Raw genomic sequence first — 18,490 nt, forward strand, 5'->3', positions numbered from 1 at the left:
TGTTGTCTGCAACTAACACAACCTATGAAACGCCTGCTGACTTTCCTACTTTTGTTTGTGATGAGTGCAACGGTGGTTTTCGGCTGTAGCCCCACAGGTGGCAACCAACAGCAAGTGCTCAGCATTTACAACTATGCAAGTTATATCGCCCCAGAAGCGATCGCCCAATTCGAGAAAGAGAACAATGTTAAAATTCAATACGACACTTTCGAGAACAGCGACGCACTCTATGCCAAACTCAAACAGGGAAACCCAGGTTACGACTTAATATTTCCCGCCGATTACATGGTGAAAATTATGATCGCAGAAAATATAATTGAGCCTCTGAATTTAAACAATATTCCCAACCAAAAAAACCTCGAACCTAAGTTTATTAATCAAGCTTTTGATCCGGGAAATAAATATTCCCTGCCCTACCAGTGGGGAACGATGGGAATTGGCTACAACTTGAAAGCAACCACGGGCGATATCAACAGTTGGGCGGCGATGTTCGACCCGAAATATACCGGAAAAGTCGCGTGGCAAGACGATGCCAGATACACATTTGCAGGAGTTTTAATGTATTTAGGATTTGATCCAAATACAACCAATCCCGAAGAGATTAACAAAGCCCGCGATTTGCTGATTAAAAGTAAAAATATCATTGCAGCTTTTGTCCCTGACACCGGGCAAAATATGCTAGATCAAGGAGAAGTAAATTTGACAATGGAATGGAGCGGCGATATTTTCCAAGTGATGAGAGAAAATCCTAATATTCGTTACGCTATTCCCAAAGAAGGAACAATCATTTTTTCTGACAACATGGCAATTCCCAAAGGTGCGCCCCAGAAAGAGTTAGCGGAGAAATTTATTAACTTTATTTTGCAGCCAGAAGTAGGCGCCCAAATTTCCAATTTTACCCACTTCGGATCGCCCAACAAAGCAGCAATCGATCAAGGTTTAATAGACCCGAACGATTTGAAAAATCCTCAAATTTACCCGCCGGCTGAGGTGTTTGGCAAAATGAAATTGTTGCAGGATGTCGGGAAAGCAACTGCATTGTACGATCGAGCTTGGACGGAAGTTAAAGCAGGGGCCGGAAAGTAGATATAACACAGGTCACGGCCGGGGCGGGTTTACTTAAATTTTTAGTTTGTATTGGAGTTGCACCATCGTCAAGAACGGGCAAGATGCCCGTTCCACAAGAAAATTAAGTTTTGTGGAACGGGCATCTTGCCCGTTCCTAAACAAGTAATTGAGAATGGTGCAAAATATCAGTTGAACCGGACTCGAACTCAGATTTTTATCAATCATACATACTAACACAATGCACGCTGTCGAAGTTTTAGACGTTTCCAAAGTATTTAAAAGTGTCCGCAGTCAAGATTTCTTAGCTGTCGATAACATCAACCTCCAAATTTACGATCGAGAATTCTTTTCTTTACTCGGCCCTTCTGGCTGCGGCAAAACTACAACTTTGCGAATGATCGCTGGTTTTGAAATTCCCACAGCGGGCGAAATTTACCTTCACGGCCAACCGATGCAAAATCGCCCGCCATTTCACCGCCCAGTAAATACGGTATTTCAAAACTATGCTTTATTTCCGCACATGACAGTAGCACAAAATGCCGCTTTTGGGTTGGAAATGGAGAATTTGCCTCAGAAAACAATTCGCGATCGCGTTGCTGAAGCCTTAGCATTAGTACAGTTAACCGAGGTAGAAAAACGCTATCCCCGCCAACTGTCAGGGGGACAGCAGCAACGAGTAGCGCTAGCAAGAGCATTAGTCAAACAGCCGTCTGTTTTGCTGTTGGATGAACCCCTAGGAGCGCTGGATTTAAAATTGCGTAAAGAGATGCAATTAGAATTAAAAAAAATGCAGCGAAAATTGGGAATTACATTTATTTATGTAACTCACGACCAAGAAGAAGCACTAACGATGTCGGACAGAATTGCAGTAATGGATGGAGGAAAACTGCAACAAGTCGGCACGCCAGTTGATATTTATGAATATCCTAAAACTCGGTTTGTTGCTGATTTTATTGGCGATAGCAATTTTTTAAGCGGGCAAGTAGTAGAAAAGCAACACGGTCAAATAATCGTGTTGGTTGACCAGCAGTTGCCCGTGTTAGTTGCGACAGCAGAATATCTGCCCGCTGGTAAAGTTGTTACCCTAGTGTTGCGGCCAGAAAAAGCTGCTATTTACCCGGCTAATTATGATGTTGAAAATAGCTGGCCGGGAATAGTAGAAGAGGCTATTTATATTGGCACTGACACGCGCTATACGGTGCGGTTGACGGCTAAAAGTTCGATCGCCATTCGCCGACAAAACTTGCACAGAGATGACTTGCAGCGACACAAAGTCGGCGACAGCGTTCGACTTGCCGTGCCGCCGGAAAGTATCTGCATTTTATGAAAAATTCTGCTTAATTCAATCTCCCTTACTCCCGTGATTGCGAAGGAGGTTCCGCTTCTTCAGGCGAGGGAATCTCCGAAGGACTCGATTCCGGCGACGGCGAAGAAGTTTCCGCTTCGGGCGGCGGAATTTCCGAAGGAGTCGATTCGGGCGACGGCGAGAGACTCTCGGCCCCGCGCGAGGGAATTTCCGAAGGAGTCGATTCGGGCGACGGCGAGGCACTCTCGGCACCGGGCGAGGGAATCTCGGAAGGACTTGGGGCGGAAGTTTCCGGCGGTGGCGGAAGTTGTTCGGTTTGGGGCTGGGGGCTTTGGAGGCTTTGCACCCACAAACCTAAACTGCCGCCGGCTAATATCAGCCCCAACAGCCCCAGTAGGGACAGCGGAAGCTTGGACCGCCGTTTTTGAACGGGTTCCGGGGCGGGGGAAGTTTCGGGGTACAACAACTGTTTGGACGATTCAGAAAGCTGAGATTCTGGAATCCTCCCGGACTTCTTGAGGGAGGCCGGGAGCGACGGTGGCAGGGACACCGAGGCTGACGCCGGCGCTGAGGCCACCGCCGGATCAAACAGTACCAATCTCTCCGGCGACATTCGACAGTGAGTCACCACCACAGAGGTGTTGTCGTAACCATTTTTCTCGTTGGCGAGACGAATCCAAGACTGAACCGCGGCTTCCAAAGACATTTTGCCTTCGAGCACCTCTGGGCCGTAATTCTCCCAAGACTGCTCTACCCAGTCGTTGTCGCTCAAACCGTCGGAACACAGCAGCAGTAAGCCTTCCTCTTCGACAATAAATCGCTGAATCGTCGGGCGCAGGAAATCGCCGTCCCGCGTGCCCAAAGCTTGAGTCAAGGCTCCTGCATCCGATCGCAGTTGAGTTTCCCAGTATAAACAGTGTCCTAGCTGGACTTCCCTTGAGGCTACGTCGTCGTCCACAGTCAGCCGGTGACAGTAATTTTTGCCAATCCAATAAGCCCGGCTGTCTCCAACATTGACTAAATAAAGTTCGTGACTGTTATTCGAGGGCAACTCCTCGGAAATTTTCACTTTTTGAGGCAACTGGAGGGCCATCACCAAAGTTGTCCCCATCCGCTGTCGCAACTCTTTTCCCTGCTCGTTATTTTGAGCGGAAATCACATTATTCACAACTCTCACTATTTCTTCGAGTTGCTTGATGACCATTGCTGGCGTCATCAACTCTTCTTGTTCAGCAATTTCTGCGAGCAAATTTTGGATTAAAGCTTTCAGGGACTGCACGGCTAATTGACTGGCAACTTCTCCCCCTTCGTGGCCTCCAACCCCGTCGCAAACCATTGTCAAGTAAGGAATTAGTTTGTCGTTCCCTGAAGTTTTGCTAGATTGAAAATCCGTAGCAACCGGATAGCAACTGTCTTCATTTTGGGAGCGCTGCGGCCCGGTATCGGTCATGCCGACTACTTCTAAGTGCAGAGGCAATTTAGCGGCTTGTTCTAATAGTAAATCGTTGAGTTCCAGGGCGATCGCCTCGAAATTCATGCTGCTGCGGCGCATAAACTGACAAATCTCTCCGAGTCTCGACTGCACCTCGGGTTGCGCTGATTCCACCAAACCTGACCACACATCTCCCAAATCCCGCAGCGTCGGTACAAAATTGCCCCGGTGCAGTTCCAGCAGGCGTACCCGCCAACCTTCCACCCGCAAATTTTGCGGTACCAGCAAACTCGAAGCGACTCCTTGTTCCGACAGCGGCGCCCACATTTGGAGCATTTGCCACAGCCAGTAAACTTGGCGCGCGCCGCTTGTCCCCGACCAAGATTCTAAAATAGAAGGATACAGGCGACCGAAATTATTGATGGGCACATTTTCCAACAACAGCACCTCTGTCGCTTCCGGTGCTTCCCCTAGCGAACAAAAACCGTATACTTCCGGCGTATGCAGCCGTTGGGGATACAAATGCAGGTAAGGCATAATGCTATCCGGCAGTTGTTCCGGGACGCTGGGAGGCAGAACAGGACGGCTGTCGAGCCAGATTTGGGGTGCAATGACAAAGTATCGATCGGCTATTACCTTACCCGTCGGCACTTCCTCGGCTGCTTGCCCCACCACCCACACATAGCGATAAATTAAATCCGTTTCGCACGCTGCACAGTGCTGGCGGCCAAAGGTATTACGGGGATCTGGACAGCTAAGATTCGGGCAATAAATGGGTTCGGAGAAACTGCTGATCATATCGAAATAGTTTGTGTAATAAAAACATTCTGAAGATATATGATTCGCAAGCCCAAATTCATGAGCTTGAGAATAAACTGATTTTAGCCCCTATCAATTTCTTAACTGCCTTTGGGCCCGTAGAAATTGTAGTTTCTGCCAGTCTGCACCGGCTTAAATTGTAATTTAAGTTACTAAACTCAGACTTGGAGTACGATGGAAGCCTCAACCTGGTACCGCTGCGCGAAAAAGCGCTCTGAGGGCTTGCAAGTGGCAAACCCTTGCAGAGTCAGTTGTTTGCATTTCTTAAATTTTAAATTTCAAATCTAAGATCTAAATAGTATCACCTATTCTTTTTATGATCTGGACTCCGACGCTCCTTTGGCTGCTAGCTGGGTCTTTGCTGTGTTTGGCAGAGCTATTTCTCCCGACTGCTTTTGTCGCTTTTCTGATGGGACTGAGCGCCTTCGCCGTAGCTGGATGCTCTCTAGTTCTACCTTACGTTAATTTACAAATATTCCTCTGGATGGTATTTTCGACAGTTTTTGTGCTGCTGTCTCGGGGGTTGATACCAAAAGGCACGGCAAGGGCGATCGCAGATTCTCAGGAAGCAAAAACTTTAACAGAAATTCCCCCCGGAGAAGCCGGCCGAGTCATTTATGAGGGGAATTCTTGGCAAGCTCGCTGCGAAGACACGAAGGCGACTATCCCCCCCAACCAAAACGTAATTGTCGTCGGACGGAAAGGCACTACTCTGATAGTTTTGCCAGAAAATCTCTTGCATTCTTAAACAAAATGCGTAATTAATCACAGCCAATTAGTAGTTAGTCATCAGTCATTAGTCAACATTTAACAGTCAACAGTCAACACTCTATATTGATAGGAGGCGACCGTGGAACAATTTTTTTTACTTGTATTTTTAGCACTCGGCGGCTCAGCCCTCGCAGGTTCAGTCAAGATTATCAATCAGGGAAATGAAGCGCTGGTGGAAACTTTAGGTAAATACAGCGGCAAGAAACTGGAACCCGGTTTGAATTTTGTCACGCCGTTTTTCGATCGCGTCGTGTACGAGCAAACAATTCGGGAAAAAGTCTTAGATATTCCTCCGCAAGCTTGTATCACCCGCGATAACGTTTCCTTCACGGTTGATGCTGTGGTTTACTGGCGCATTGTAGACTTGGAAAAAGCTTGTTACAAAGTAGAAAATCTCCAGTCAGCAATGGTAAATATGGTGCTGACTCAAATTCGCGCCGAAATGGGTCAACTGGATCTAGAACAAACCTTTACTGCTCGTTCTCAAATTAATGAAATCTTGCTCAGAGATTTAGATATTGTTACTGATCCTTGGGGAGTTAAAGTAACGCGGGTAGAATTGCGCGATATTATCCCTTCTAAAACTGTACAGGAATCGATGGAATTGCAAATGGCCGCCGATCGACGGAAGCGGGCGGCAATTCTGACATCCGAGGGCGAACGCGAGTCAGCAGTTAACAGCGCCAAAGGTAAAGCAGAAGCGCAAGTTCTGGACGCAGAAGCGCGCCAAAAAGCGACTATTTTGGAAGCGGAAGCTCAACAAAAGGCGATCGTCCTGAAAGCTCAAGCAGAACGCCAAAGTCAGGTTTTGAAAGCTCAAGCTACTTCCGAGGCCTTGCAAATTATTGGCAAAACTCTGCAAAATGACCCCAATGCTCGTGAAGCTTTACAATTTTTGTTAGCTCAAAACTATCTGGATATGGGCTTAAAAATTGGCACCAGCGACAGCAGCAAGGTGATGTTTATGGACCCGCGTAGCATTCCCGCTACGCTCGAAGGAATGCGATCTATCGTTGGGGAAGGTAATAATAATGAGGTGAAAAAGTAGTCTTAGCTAGAATGGGCAATTGAAAGAGACTGGCAACTCTGTATGAGGGGTTTTATCCCTCATACAGAGTTACCATGAATAGCAAAAATGATTGTGTAATCACACAGCAAATTGTTAAATAATCGGCGTTGCTGAATTAAGATATGATTGATTCTAATAACAATTCACAAAAAACAATTCAACACAAGTCATCTTCTAGGGAATGTCCTAAATGTAAGTCAACCCATATCAATAAAAATGGGCGAAAAAAAGGTAAGCAGAACTACCTGTGTGTTAACTGTGGAAAACAATTTATAGACTGCTATCAACCTCACAGAAGTTATCCTCAAGAAGTTAAAGACGAATGCCTAAAAATGTATGTTAATGGCATGGGGTTAAGGGAGATTGAGAGAGTCAAAGGTGTACATCATACGACAATTATGAATTGGATCAAACAACTAGGATAACTCCTGCCCAATTTTTATGAGGGACAGACAATTACCGAAATTGGAGAATTAGAAACATTTGTCGGCTCACAAAAAACAAAGTTTGCCTGTAGACAGCGGTATATCAGTTAAAAACAAGTATTGGAGGATGGGTACTAGGAGAGCATAGTAACAAAACATTTAAACCTTTATGGGACGTAGTTAGTAAAGGTAAAGGCTATTTTTCTGTGACGGATAACCCGAAAGTTTACCCGATGTTTATTCCCGATGGAAACCAGATTAATCCGAGGTTTGGTTTGACTCACGCCCATAGTACCATTCTCCTTTAACAAGCTTTGGGGCCTGTTCCACAAAGAATGAATTTCTTGTGGGTGGGATCTTATAGCCAGCCCATAAAAGCCTGATTGAGAATGATGCAAAATCTCAGGTTTCACCCTTTTTAAATTGGCTAACTCTATCTTGAAATCGCCTGGTATCTATTTAAACATCGATATTCAGGCAACTTCTCTTCGCCGTTAACCTAATAACTCGACACAGTTAAAACGATCGCCTCCCTATCTCCCAACACCAAACCATACTCCAAACCCTCAACAACCGCTTGATAAGAAGCATCCAAAATATTACCAGAAACCCCCACAGTCGTCCAGCGGTCTTGACCGTTACTAAACTCAACCAACACGCGAGTTTTAGCAGAAGTTCCCGCACCGGAGTCCAGAATCCGCACCTTGTAATCTGTCAGGTAAAAATGGGCGATCGCCGGATAAAAATTCACCAAAGCTTTCCGCAAAGCCGCATCCAAAGCCGAAACCGGGCCGTTTCCTTCGGCAGCTTCCAAAATATTTGTACCGTTTACTGACAATTTGACCGTGGCCAAAGCCGTACAATCTTCGCCAACCTTATCGCAGTGGACTTGAAATCCCTTAATTTCAAACCACGGCGGCCGTTGTTCCAAGGCTTCCCGCATTAACAATTCAAAAGACGCCTCAGCACCCTCAAATTGATATCCCTGACTTTCCAAATCTTTCAATTTTTCTAGAATTTGGCGACAAGCAGGATTTTTGCGATCGAGATCCATTCCAAAAGTGCGCGCTTTTGCCAAAACATTGCTCAAACCCGCTTGATCCGAAATCACAATTCGCCGCCTGTTGCCAATTTTTTCCGGTTCCAAATGTTCGTAAGTTAACGGATTTTTCTCAACAGCCGATACGTGGATTCCGCCTTTGTGAGCAAAAGCCGAAAGACCTACAAAAGGAGCATGGTCATCGGGGGCAAGATTAACAATTTCACTAATCGATCGACTTACTTGAGTTAATTTAACTAATTGCTCGTCTTGAATGCAATCATAACCCAACTTTAGCTGAAAATTAGGAATTAAGGAACATAAATCGGCATTGCCGCAGCGTTCGCCGTAACCGTTAATAGTTCCCTGTACCATCGTCACCCCTTCCTGCACCGCAGTCAAAGCATTAGCAACTGCAACTCCCGAGTCGTTGTGAGTGTGAATTCCTAACTGCACAGGTACTTCGCGATTGGTTCCTAAAGCTGCTAAAACATCGCGAACAACCTGACTGACTTCGTGAGGTAAAGTACCCCCGTTAGTATCGCACAGCACCAGCCATTCTGCACCGGCATCGGCGGCAGCTTCTAAAGTTTTAATAGCATAATCTCGATTGTGCTTGTAGCCGTCAAACCAGTGTTCGGCATCGTAAATAACGCGCCTTCCCTGACTCCGCAAATATTCAATTGTATCTCGAATCATCGCCAGATTTTCTTCTAGCGTCGTCTTCAAACTTTCAATAACGTGCAAATCCCACGACTTGCCAAACAGTGTTACCCAGCGAGTACCGGCGGACAAAATAGCCTGCAACATTTCATCATTAGCTGCCGTAGTTCCCGGCCGCCTAGTCGAACAAAAAGCTACAACTTCTGCTTGAGTTAGGGGCTGTTCTTTGAGACGCCAAAAAAATTGTACGTCTTTAGGATTCGCCCCCGGCCAGCCGCCTTCAATAAAGGGAATTCCTAAACTGTCTAACTGCCGAGCAATTCGCAGTTTGTCTTCGAGAGATAAGGAGAGTCCCTCACACTGAGCACCGTCTCGCAGCGTGGTATCGTAGATCCAGAGCCGATTTGTCATGGGAAATTGCGATTGAGAAATTGGTAATATATCACTTACCATATTAGATGAATTTATTTGAATTTAATGCGATAATATATAGGAAAATTAACATAAATCTAACTGGGGTAAATTGCTGTGGTCAAGGTACAAGCGCAAGGAAAAACATTTGAGTGCGATCGCGGAGCGAATCTCCGTGAAGTTTTGCTCAAAAACGGCATCGATGTCTACAACGGCAACGCCAAAGTCATCAACTGCCACGGCCTCGGCACTTGCGGCACCTGCGCCGTCACCGTCGAGGGCGAAGTTTCCGAGTCCCAGTGGCGCGAAAAAGCCCGACTTTCGGTTCCTCCCCATTCTCCCGCCTCCAACCGCCGTTTGTCCTGCCACACGAAGGTTTTAGGCGATATTAAGGTGACAAAATATGATGGTTTCTGGGGTCAAGGTTCTGAAACTGTCTGGAAACCCCAAGCATAGATTTTTTGTTAAGGAAGGCAGATAGGACGATCGCCTTGCCAGATAATCTGTAAGACTTGTGCAAGAATTCTAACTGTAAGGTGCAGACGGGGCACCTTACCCTAAAGAAACCCGAGAGGTCAAAAAAGCCAGAAAGTCCATAGAAAAGTTAATGAATTCATCTAAAGATATTCTGATTATTGGCGGCGGAATAATTGGCCTTTCGCTAGCAGTAGAACTGAAATTGCGAGGGGCATCTGTCGCGGTTCTCACCGCCGATTCTAAACAACCGACGGCCCGGGCTGCTGCTGGAATGCTTGCCCCGCAAGCCGAACGAATTCCCCCCAGTCCGATGCTGGATTTGTGCTTGCAAAGCCGCACACTGTATCCCGCCTGGGTAGAACAGCTAGAGAATATTACCGGATTGAAAACGGGGTATTGGCGATCGGGAATTCTCGCACCAGTTTGTCAAAATGAGCCTCCAGAAAAGCCACTTTTGTCAGACCTTAATTATCAATGGTTGGACAGAGATACTGTTCGCCAGCACCAGTTTGGATTAGGTCAAGAAGTAATTGGCGGTTGGTGGTATCCTGACGACGCTCAAGTAGACAACCGCGCTTTATTTCGGACGCTTCAGGCCGCAACTAAAGAATTGCAGATTGAGATTATTCAAGGCAATGCCGGGGAAATTATTCGGCAGGGAAACCGAGTTGTTGGCATTGAAACAACAGCAGGAAAATTCCAAGCAGACCGTTATGTTTTGGCTGCAGGTCCTTGGTCTGAGAAATTATTAGATATTCCTGTTTTTCCCAGAAAGGGGCAAATGCTGTCAGTATGTGTACCAGAAGATTGTGGAGTTATCCAGCCCCTGCAAACTGTTCTATTCGGGACTGGCATTTATATTGTGCCACGTCAAGATGGCAGAATTATTATTGGTGCAACTAGCGAAAATGTGGATTTTAGACCGGGAAATACGCCTGCGGGAATGCAAAGTTTGCTAGCCGGAGCGATTAAGTTATATCCCGAATTACAAAACTATCCAATTGTGGAGTTTTGGTGGGGATTTCGGCCGGCTACTCCTGATGAATGGCCGATTTTAGGTGCTAGTGCTTGGGAGAATTTGACATGGGCTACGGGGCATTACCGCAATGGCATTTTGTTGGCTCCGGTGACGGCTAAATTATTGGCTGATTTGATTGGGAATCAGGACTCACATCCGTTATTGGCTGCTTTTCATTATTCGAGGTTTGGAGCTTCAGCACTGACTTGAACCTCTATAGGTGAGGTGCAGCACACCTTACCACTGTAAGTAGCGCGCCAAACCATTTTTTGGTAAGTCTTGAATTAGTTCACATCCTGTTTTTTGGGTTGGTTTAATTCCCTGCATTTAGCGGCAGCCAAATCGTAAGCATTTTGGTAATCGCTACCGCCTAACATCAAATCGCCGTAATATTCATAAGGTTGATTGCCATAAATCGGCAGGGGGTCATCTTCCGGATAATCTTCTTTTGATTCTTCTAGGATTGCTTTGAGTTTCTTGACGCTGAAGCGCTGGACGGGGAAGTAATGAATGTCTTGAGCGATGAAACCCAGATGGGGAAAGGTTGGGTCAACAATTCGCTCGTCGAGTTCAATCCAGCTATACTCGATGGGTTTATATGGCACTCCCGGCACGGCTAAAAAGCCTTGAACATAAATCGCGCCCTCGGTGGCTAACGCTGCTTTACAGGCGTTGTCAAAGCAGTTTTTACGGTTGCTTTTGATGCGAGCCGCCATTTCAATAGAAAGCGTCTCATCTAATAGTTCGGTCATAACCCATTTCTAGTCGCATGTGCGATTAGATTGTAGCAAATCCGAGCTATCTCCGAGCACAAAAAACGCAGGCATTTGCGATCGCTCCTCAAATTCTATTTTCAAGGAATTGAGCCAAAATCCTCTGCGGTTCTGGATGTTGTGTCAGCTTTGGTTTCCGAGATGAGCCGTTTGTCGATCGCCCCTATAGCCCGCCCATAAAAAGTTTTTGCCAGTAGCCAAAATTTTGAACCTGCGCTCGAGTCGGCGTAGAACCCGGTACAGTAAAGTGTGGCACAGACGATGCAAGCAAAAATAGCGGCATACATCACCCAATGCCGATCGTCCAACCAACAATCATATTAATGCCTTCGGGTGCAGCAATTGCTCGGCGGCTGACAGGCTTCACAGTTTTTTCTGCAAACAACGTTGAGTTATGACGATTCTCGCTGAGACATGGGAATATCCTCGGATTTGTAACAACCGGGAAATAAATAAAGCCCTGAAAGCATTTTTTACTGGGAAATTAGAGACAGATTCTTTATTGCAGACTGTTCCCGCGCTGAAAAATATGGTAAAGTCTGCTACAGTGCTGCAGCAAGCAAGAAACCAATGCGAGTTGAAAATAACAAGCGGCAAGGTAGCTTTGGGTATTGACAGAATCTGTTCATTCACCAAAATATGCTGACCATTGGATACACTGCTTGAAATGGATTTTTCATGCCTGGTTGATGCCTGGTGATTTGTCATGTAAATCTGCCTATCAATACACCTGTGAAGTGGCAGGTTGATACGGTTCTCCATCACTTACCATTCCTAACTGAATTAATTGTCTAGCAAAGATGCTCATCTGCAACGACGGTTAATAGAGCCATCCCCTATCTCACATTTGCTTGAAATCATGGCGACCTAAAATTCCACCCAATAAATTCTTATTCTCCTAACAGGTAAGGATAAAATACAACTCAATTTGCGGCAATGATTAGCAATTAGTACCGCAGTTTGTTATGATTAAGTACGTCAAATCGGGGATAACCTTGAGCTTGGCGAAACCACAAAAAGGAGGAGCTAATGGACTAAATATTATCAGCAATTTTGTAAAGTAGGGGTCAATTTTAAACCGAATTCACCCAATTACCTGCAATAAAACCATGCCAAAAATAGCCAGCCTCTCCTGATGCTAAGCTAAGCACTTCTCCATACATCATAGATATACTGAATGAAAAACGCGATCAAAAAGTCGGATTTTGTGCTAGCTCCTTATATGAAGAGCAACAACTTGAAAGCTAGTTGCCAAATACTCAATACAGTGATTCCTTATACATTCTTATGGTTTTTAGCCTTTAAAGCTGCTGCCATTTCTGTATTTTTGCTCCCGCCGATAATGGTGTTGATGACACTTTTTTCAGGACGTTGTTTCTCTTTGATGCACGATTGCGGACACTATTCTCTTTTTAGTTCCAAAAAAGTCAATCGCATGATGGGTTTTCTGCTAGGTATTATCAATGCGATTCCTCAGTACCCCTGGTCGAGGGGACACGCTTATCACCACAAACATAATGGTAATTGGGATATGTACCGAGGCCCTTCGGCATTGATATCCACCGAAAAATTTGCGGCGCTAAGCCCCTTTAGTCAAAAGATGTATCAGTTACTCAGACACCCCTTGATGCTGTTTCCCGGTGGTTTTTTCTATCTAATTATTAAGCCAAGACTCGCGCTCCTATTGGGAATTACTGGTTTTATCCGACATATTTTTGCTTGTCTCAATCAAGATTTTGGCATGGGTTTATCTGCCATCATTGGTTCTTATAAATCCAAACATTGGTATACGACGGCTGAATTTTGGGATTTACTGTTCAACAATATTTGTGTTGTTGGTAGCTGGATTTATCTGAGCAACTTACTGGGGTTTGGCTTTTTCTGGAGTGTTTACTCAATTGTCATGACCTGTTCAGCAGCGATATTTATCTGTATTTTCTTTGTTCAGCATAATTTTGACGGTTCCTACGCTCATAAAGCCGAGGGTTGGGACTATCTTCTTGGCGCAATTGAAGGTAGTAGTTACCTAAAATTACCCAATCTTCTCAATTGGTTTTCGGCTGATATTGCTTACCACAATATTCATCATCTCTCGGAGCGAATACCTAACTATAATCTTCAGGCCTGTCACAATGCTAATATTCACCTGCTGGCCAACTCAAAATCACTGACACTTCGCGATATTCCTGACTGCTTCAAATTCATTCTTTGGGATGCTGCTTCAGATAGTCTGCAATCGATTAAATTATTGCAACAACAAGAAATCCCCTTCAGTAAGGTAGCTAATTAAAATCGGTTGCAGTAAATGTGGTTGCTTTTTTAGCACCAAAATCCTATGATTAGGAATGCAGTTAGTGGGATAAATTTCAACCCTAACTTTCCTAGTTAAGTAGGTGGTTACAAATAAACATTAGATGGATCGGGCTGGTTTAACCGAGAGCTATACTAGCAGCCCGTTTATTCTGACAAACCCCGCCCTTTTCGTCACCAGTTTATTTGCACGTACCTATTTATCTAGGGTCTAACTCTCGATAACTCAAAGTATCGGTCACTGGTCAATGCAGCAATTCCTCTAATTTTTGCTGGTTCCACAAATACTGATAAAGCCCTGTTTGCCCTACCAATTCAACGTGAGAGCCACTCTGAACTATTTCTCCTCTCTCCATCACAAAAATGCGATGGGCACTAGCGGCTGCTGACATTTGATGCGAGATAAAAATTACCGTTTTGCGATCGGTTCCCGTTGCTAAGTTTCGCAAAATGTCGGTAGCAGTTTGATTGTCAACGCTGGAAAGAGCGTCATCCAAAATTAACACCGGGGCGTCAACTAACAAAGCACGAGCAAGTGCCGTCCGCTGCCGCTGTCCGCCGGATAAAGTAATGCCACGCTCGCCGACCACTGTTTTGTACTGCTGCGGAAAGTTGAGGATTTCGGCGTGAATTTGCGCTTGTTTTGCCGCGGCTTCAATCTGCGGCTGTTCCGCTAAAGGGTTTCCGTAGCGGATGTTATTCTTGATGGTAGTACCGAACAGAAAACTTTCTTGCGGAACGTAGGCGATCGCCCCGCGCAATTCGGTCAATTTTACCTCGGTAATATCCTGCCCGTCTAAAAATAACTGACCCGGAGCGATGTCCAGCAGTCTGGGCAGCGCATTAGCTAAAGTTGATTTTCCCGAGCCTATCGCCCCAACAATTGCGACAGTTTCTCCCGGTTTTATGGTAAAATCAACATCTTTAAGCGCGGGTGTCTTAGCACCGAGATAAGTATAATTTAGATGGCGGGCGACAATTTCGCCTTTGACTGGCATTTTCAGTTCACCTGCATCGGCAGCATCCTTAATTTGCGGTTCCACAGTCAGAATTGATTCGATGCGATCGACACTCACTTCTCCCCGCTGGTAAGCAGTAATGGTGAAACCCAACAGGGCCGTCGGAAACACCAAACGCTCGACATAAATCAGCAACGCCACAAAATCGCCAATGCTAATTTGACCATTAGCAATTGCCCCGCCACCAGCAGAAAGCAGCACCAACAAACTGATACTTGCCAAACCGCCCAGCAGCGGAAAAATAAAGTTTCTAGTTTTTGCTAATTCCAAATTGGCTGATAGCAACTGCGCGTTGCAATTGCGAAAAGCTCGGCGTTCGTTCTCTTCTTGAGCGTAAATTTTAATTACGGAAATCCCGCTCATATCCTCCTGAATCAAATCGCTCATCGCCGACAATTCCTCTTGCACGGCTAACTGTTGGATGCGAAGTTTGTCGCTAAATAACTGCACCAAAACCAGCATTAAAGGATAAACGGCGATCGCAAACAACGTCAGCCTTACATTTATCCCCAACATCACCGGCAAAGTCAAAGCATAAGCAAATGCCGTATTCGCCAAACTGAGTACCGCAAACCCCACCAAGCGCCGAATATTGTCCAAATCGGAAGTAGCGCGGTTAATTAAATCTCCTACCGTATTGGCGGCAAAATAAGACGGTTCTAATGTTAATAAATGGTTAAAAATTTGCTGTTTGAGGTCAAATTCTACTTGACGCCCCACGCCAAACAGCAGAATCCGCGACACCATCCGAATGACCCACATAATTGAGGCGAGGATCAGAATTAGTGCCACGAAGTTGAAAACTTCGTCAAATTTAGTCGCAACTTGGAGAGTGTCAACTGAATTCCGAATCAGCAGGGGAATGTAAACGCCCACAGCATTGACAATTAACAGCGAAAAAATGCCCCAGAATGTTGGCTTCCAGTGCGGGCGCATATAAGAGCCGAGTTTTTGCAGTCGAGAATAACGAGCCATTTGTTAGTGCGTAATTTGAGATTGATTGAGGAAAGGAAGAAGGAAGAGGGAAGAAGGAAGAACGAAGAAGGAAGAAGGAAGAAGGAAGAAGGAAGAAGGAAGAGGGAAGAAGGAAGAAGGAAGAAGGAAGAAGGAAGAAGGAAGAAGGAAGAAGGAAGGCGCAATCTTCAGCTCACGTTTTCAGCAATTAAGAACGTCCTAATAGTCTTGGCGGTTGCTATAGAAGGTAGAAGTTTGAAAAAAGAAGAGAAGCTCTATCGAAAGGTAGATGACCGGAAACACAAGTTAAGAAAATTTTAATAAAAATTCTGCTTTGGGATAACGTGCCATCAAAATTAGGTTTTGGTATTAACTAAAACCTGATTATATCGATATGTAACAAACCACATTATATCTGTGGGAACACGAGATCTGTGGGGACACGGCAATGCCCTGTCCTTAGCCACCCGGAACGAGCTCGCCCAAATCTCCCATCCGCCCCCGCAATCCCCCCCAGCGTTGAGTCGCGCTACAATCAAAAATCGATCAACTTAGCACTCAGCCTCAGAGAGTGCTAAATTTGCTAATGTAAGCGATTGGAGACAAACATGACCAAAATAGTTGCATTTAGCGACAAATCTCGGCGGGCACTAGAACGCGGCGTCAATCAACTCGCCGATGCTGTCCGCATCACCTTGGGTCCGAAAGGCCGGAACGTCCTATTGGAAAAGAAATACGGCGCTCCCCAAATCGTTAACGACGGTATCACCGTTGCTAGGGAGATCGAACTCGAAGACCCCCTGGAAAATGCCGGCGCTCGCTTAATTCAAGAAGTCGCCTCCAAAACTAAAGATATCGCAGGCGACGGCACAACAACCGCAACGGTTCTAGCTCAATCCCTCATCCGCGAAGGTTTGAAGAATGTAGCCGCGGGCGCGAACCCAGTCGCGCTGCGCCGGGGTATTGAAAAAACGATCGCCCACTTGGTGCTGGAAATCGAGAAATTGGCGAAACCCGTCGAAGGGGCTGCAATTGCTCAAGTCGCCACTGTCTCCGCCGGTAACGACGAAGAAGTCGGCGCCATGATTGCCCAAGCCATGGAAAAAGTCACCAAAGACGGCGTAATTACTGTTGAAGAGTCGAAATCTCTGACAACAGAATTGGAAGTTGTCGAAGGGATGCAGTACGATCGCGGATATCTTTCTCCGTATTTCGTCACTAACGGCGATCGCATGGAAGTTGAGTACGAAAACGCTCGCATCCTGATTACCGACAAAAAAATTAGCTCGATTCAAGAACTAATTCCAGTTCTCGAAAAAATCGCCCGCACCGGTCAACCGCTGCTAATTATCGCCGAAGATATTGAAGGCGAAGCTTTGGCAACTCTGGTAGTCAACAAAGCCCGCGGCGTATTGAACATCGCAGCAACGAAATCTCCTGGTTTTGGGGAGCGGCGCAAAGCTATGCTTCAAGATATCGCCGTGCTCACTGGCGGTCAACTAATCTCCGAAGAAGTCGGACTCAGCATCGATACCGCAACCCTAGAAATGCTCGGTACCGCCCGCAAAATTACGATCGACAAAGAAAACACGATCATTGTTGCTGGCGAAGAACACAAAGCTGACGTGCTAAAACGGATCGAGCAAATCCGCAAGCAGCTAGAAGCGACGGATTCCGACTACGACAAGGAAAAGCTAACCGAACGCATCGCCAAACTCGCCGGCGGCATCGCTGTAATTAAAGTCGGCGCAGCTACCGAAACCGAGCTTAAAGACCGTAAACTGCGTATTGAAGACGCTTTGAACGCTACGAAAGCTGCTGTGGAAGAAGGTATCGTTGCCGGAGGTGGCACGACGCTAATTCACCTGATTACAAAAATAGATGCGATCGCACATACTTTAGACGCCGAAGAACAAGTAGGCGCTGACTTGGTGAAGAAAGCTTTGGAAGCACCATTGCGTCAAATCGCTGATAATGCCGGTGTTGAAGGTTCTATCGTCATCGAGCGAGTGCGCGCGAGCGAGTTCAACATTGGCTACAACGCACTCACCGACGTGTACGAAGATATGATTGCCGCCGGGATTATTGACCCGGCTAAGGTGGTGCGATCGGCTTTGCAAAATGCCGGTTCCATTGCTGGTATGGTGCTAACCACTGAAGCTGTGATTGTCGAAAAACCCGAGAAGAAAAAAGCCGGCGGCGACATGGGCGACATGGGCGGCATGGGCGGCATGGGCGGCATGGGCGGCATGGGTGGCATGGGCGGCATGGGCGGCATGGGCGGCATGGGCGGCATGGGCATGATGTAGTCTTCAGCCATTAGTTTGTAGTCTGTAGAGTGCGCCATAAGCACTATGGGTGCAAACAAGCGCGTCTTATGTACTACCCGTCTACTGTTTGACGATTAAGGCAGCTTCTCCCCCCGGCGTCCCCTGAGAGGCCGGGGGGACTTGAAGCTATCCAAGTCCCCTTCTTAAGAGAGATGCAATGGCGATCGGCCTTAAGCTAGAAGCGATAGTTCTCAGGGATTTTAAGCTTAAGTTGACACCTATGCAGTGCGCGCCCTCTCGGTCAACTAAAATCCTTCCCAGAAACCGCGTCTCCCCCTCTGCCCTTATCCTTTAAGACGACGGAGTTACATTGTTGCTGTGCAAGTCTTGAGGAGATTGAAACAGAGTTTCGAGATAAACTCTCGCAGCTTGGCGATAACTGCGCGAAGCTTCAGGCGTACCGCTATCGGCATTCTGCAACAAAAACAGCGACAGGGCCGCGCAAAATACTCGGTCTAGATCCCATTCGGGATGGGTTTCCAGGTAAGTTTTGAGAGAATCGTGCAGCGTTTCGGGAATTTCAGCAAAAATACTGACTGTTGGGTTCATCATTTTTTTTAGTCTCGCTAATAAATTGAAAACAGAACCCCCCCTTCGGCCGGATAC

Annotated in this window: 15 protein-coding genes and 1 pseudogene; 11 read left to right on the top strand and 5 right to left on the bottom strand. The window is 46.2% G+C overall.

The annotated features are described in order from the left end of the window. Positions 1–24: 24 nt before the first annotated feature. Together D0A34_05385 and D0A34_05390 are read left to right on the top strand one after the other, a co-directional pair. Positions 25–1,086, top strand: coding sequence for a spermidine/putrescine ABC transporter substrate-binding protein (locus tag D0A34_05385; protein ID UNU18381.1), 1,062 nt, complete (start codon positions 25–27; stop codon positions 1,084–1,086). 220 nt (positions 1,087–1,306) lie between these two features. After that, the gene (locus D0A34_05390) at positions 1,307–2,395 is read left to right on the top strand and encodes an ABC transporter ATP-binding protein (protein ID UNU18382.1); all 1,089 of its coding nucleotides are present in this window, start codon (positions 1,307–1,309) and stop codon (positions 2,393–2,395) included. A 253-nt stretch (positions 2,396–2,648) separates the two neighbouring features. Here the strand turns inward: D0A34_05390 and D0A34_05395 are convergent. Next, positions 2,649–4,604: pseudogene (locus D0A34_05395) on the bottom strand (serine/threonine-protein phosphatase). A gap of 337 nt (positions 4,605–4,941) precedes the next feature. Between D0A34_05395 and D0A34_05400 the strand changes: the two are divergent. The 3 genes from D0A34_05400 (at position 4,942) to D0A34_05410 (ending at position 6,890) form a co-directional block, all read left to right on the top strand. Further along, the gene (locus D0A34_05400) at positions 4,942–5,373 is read left to right on the top strand and encodes an NfeD family protein (GenBank protein ID UNU18383.1); all 432 of its coding nucleotides are present in this window, start codon (positions 4,942–4,944) and stop codon (positions 5,371–5,373) included. A 102-nt stretch (positions 5,374–5,475) separates the two neighbouring features. Then, positions 5,476–6,444, top strand: coding sequence for an SPFH/Band 7/PHB domain protein (locus D0A34_05405; GenBank protein ID UNU18384.1), 969 nt, complete (start codon positions 5,476–5,478; stop codon positions 6,442–6,444). 143 nt (positions 6,445–6,587) lie between these two features. After that, positions 6,588–6,890, top strand: coding sequence for an IS1 family transposase (locus D0A34_05410; GenBank protein ID UNU18385.1), 303 nt, complete (start codon positions 6,588–6,590; stop codon positions 6,888–6,890). 499 nt (positions 6,891–7,389) lie between these two features. Here the strand turns inward: D0A34_05410 and cimA are convergent, their stop codons facing one another. After that, on the bottom strand, positions 7,390–9,003 hold the full coding sequence (gene cimA / locus D0A34_05415; GenBank protein ID UNU22181.1) for a citramalate synthase: 1,614 nt from the start codon (positions 9,001–9,003) through the stop codon (positions 7,390–7,392). Positions 9,004–9,120: 117 nt separating this feature from the next. Between cimA and D0A34_05420 the strand changes: the two genes are divergently transcribed. Together D0A34_05420 and thiO are read left to right on the top strand one after the other, a co-directional pair. Beyond that, entirely contained in the window at positions 9,121–9,459 is a 339-nt protein-coding gene (locus tag D0A34_05420; protein UNU18386.1) for a (2Fe-2S)-binding protein, read from the top strand. Positions 9,460–9,610: 151 nt separating this feature from the next. Then, entirely contained in the window at positions 9,611–10,708 is a 1,098-nt protein-coding gene (thiO, locus tag D0A34_05425) for a glycine oxidase ThiO (GenBank protein ID UNU18387.1), read from the top strand. Between the two features lie 74 nt (positions 10,709–10,782). Here the strand turns inward: thiO and D0A34_05430 are convergent, their stop codons facing one another. Further along, positions 10,783–11,250 carry a hypothetical protein gene (locus tag D0A34_05430; protein ID UNU18388.1) on the bottom strand — a complete coding sequence of 156 codons (468 nt, stop codon included), beginning with the start codon at positions 11,248–11,250 and terminating at the stop codon, positions 10,783–10,785. A gap of 415 nt (positions 11,251–11,665) precedes the next feature. Here D0A34_05430 and D0A34_05435 point away from each other — a divergent pair, with 415 nt between their 5' ends. Together D0A34_05435 and D0A34_05440 are read left to right on the top strand one after the other, a co-directional pair. Then, positions 11,666–11,917, top strand: coding sequence for a hypothetical protein (locus D0A34_05435; GenBank protein ID UNU18389.1), 252 nt, complete (start codon positions 11,666–11,668; stop codon positions 11,915–11,917). Positions 11,918–12,448: 531 nt separating this feature from the next. Further along, positions 12,449–13,561 (top strand): fatty acid desaturase, encoded by a 1,113-nt coding sequence (locus tag D0A34_05440; protein UNU18390.1) that lies wholly within the window; start codon positions 12,449–12,451, stop codon positions 13,559–13,561. 265 nt (positions 13,562–13,826) lie between these two features. Here D0A34_05440 and D0A34_05445 read toward each other — a convergent pair whose 3' ends face one another. After that, complete coding sequence (locus D0A34_05445) at positions 13,827–15,575, bottom strand: ABC transporter ATP-binding protein (protein UNU18391.1); 1,749 nt, start codon at positions 15,573–15,575, stop codon at positions 13,827–13,829. 21 nt (positions 15,576–15,596) lie between these two features. Between D0A34_05445 and D0A34_05450 the strand changes: the two genes are divergently transcribed. Further along, positions 15,597–15,875 carry a hypothetical protein gene (locus D0A34_05450; protein UNU18392.1) on the top strand — a complete coding sequence of 93 codons (279 nt, stop codon included), beginning with the start codon at positions 15,597–15,599 and terminating at the stop codon, positions 15,873–15,875. Between the two features lie 287 nt (positions 15,876–16,162). Beyond that, positions 16,163–17,863, top strand: a complete 1,701-nt coding sequence (groL, locus tag D0A34_05455) for a chaperonin GroEL (protein UNU18393.1) — start codon at positions 16,163–16,165, stop codon at positions 17,861–17,863. 312 nt (positions 17,864–18,175) lie between these two features. Here the strand turns inward: groL and D0A34_05460 are convergent, their stop codons facing one another. Beyond that, complete coding sequence (locus D0A34_05460) at positions 18,176–18,433, bottom strand: DUF2811 domain-containing protein (GenBank protein UNU18394.1); 258 nt, start codon at positions 18,431–18,433, stop codon at positions 18,176–18,178. Positions 18,434–18,490 lie beyond the last annotated feature (57 nt).

This window comes from Microcoleus vaginatus PCC 9802 (genome assembly GCA_022701275.1).
Classification (GTDB): Bacteria; Cyanobacteriota; Cyanobacteriia; order Cyanobacteriales; family Microcoleaceae; genus Microcoleus; species Microcoleus vaginatus_A.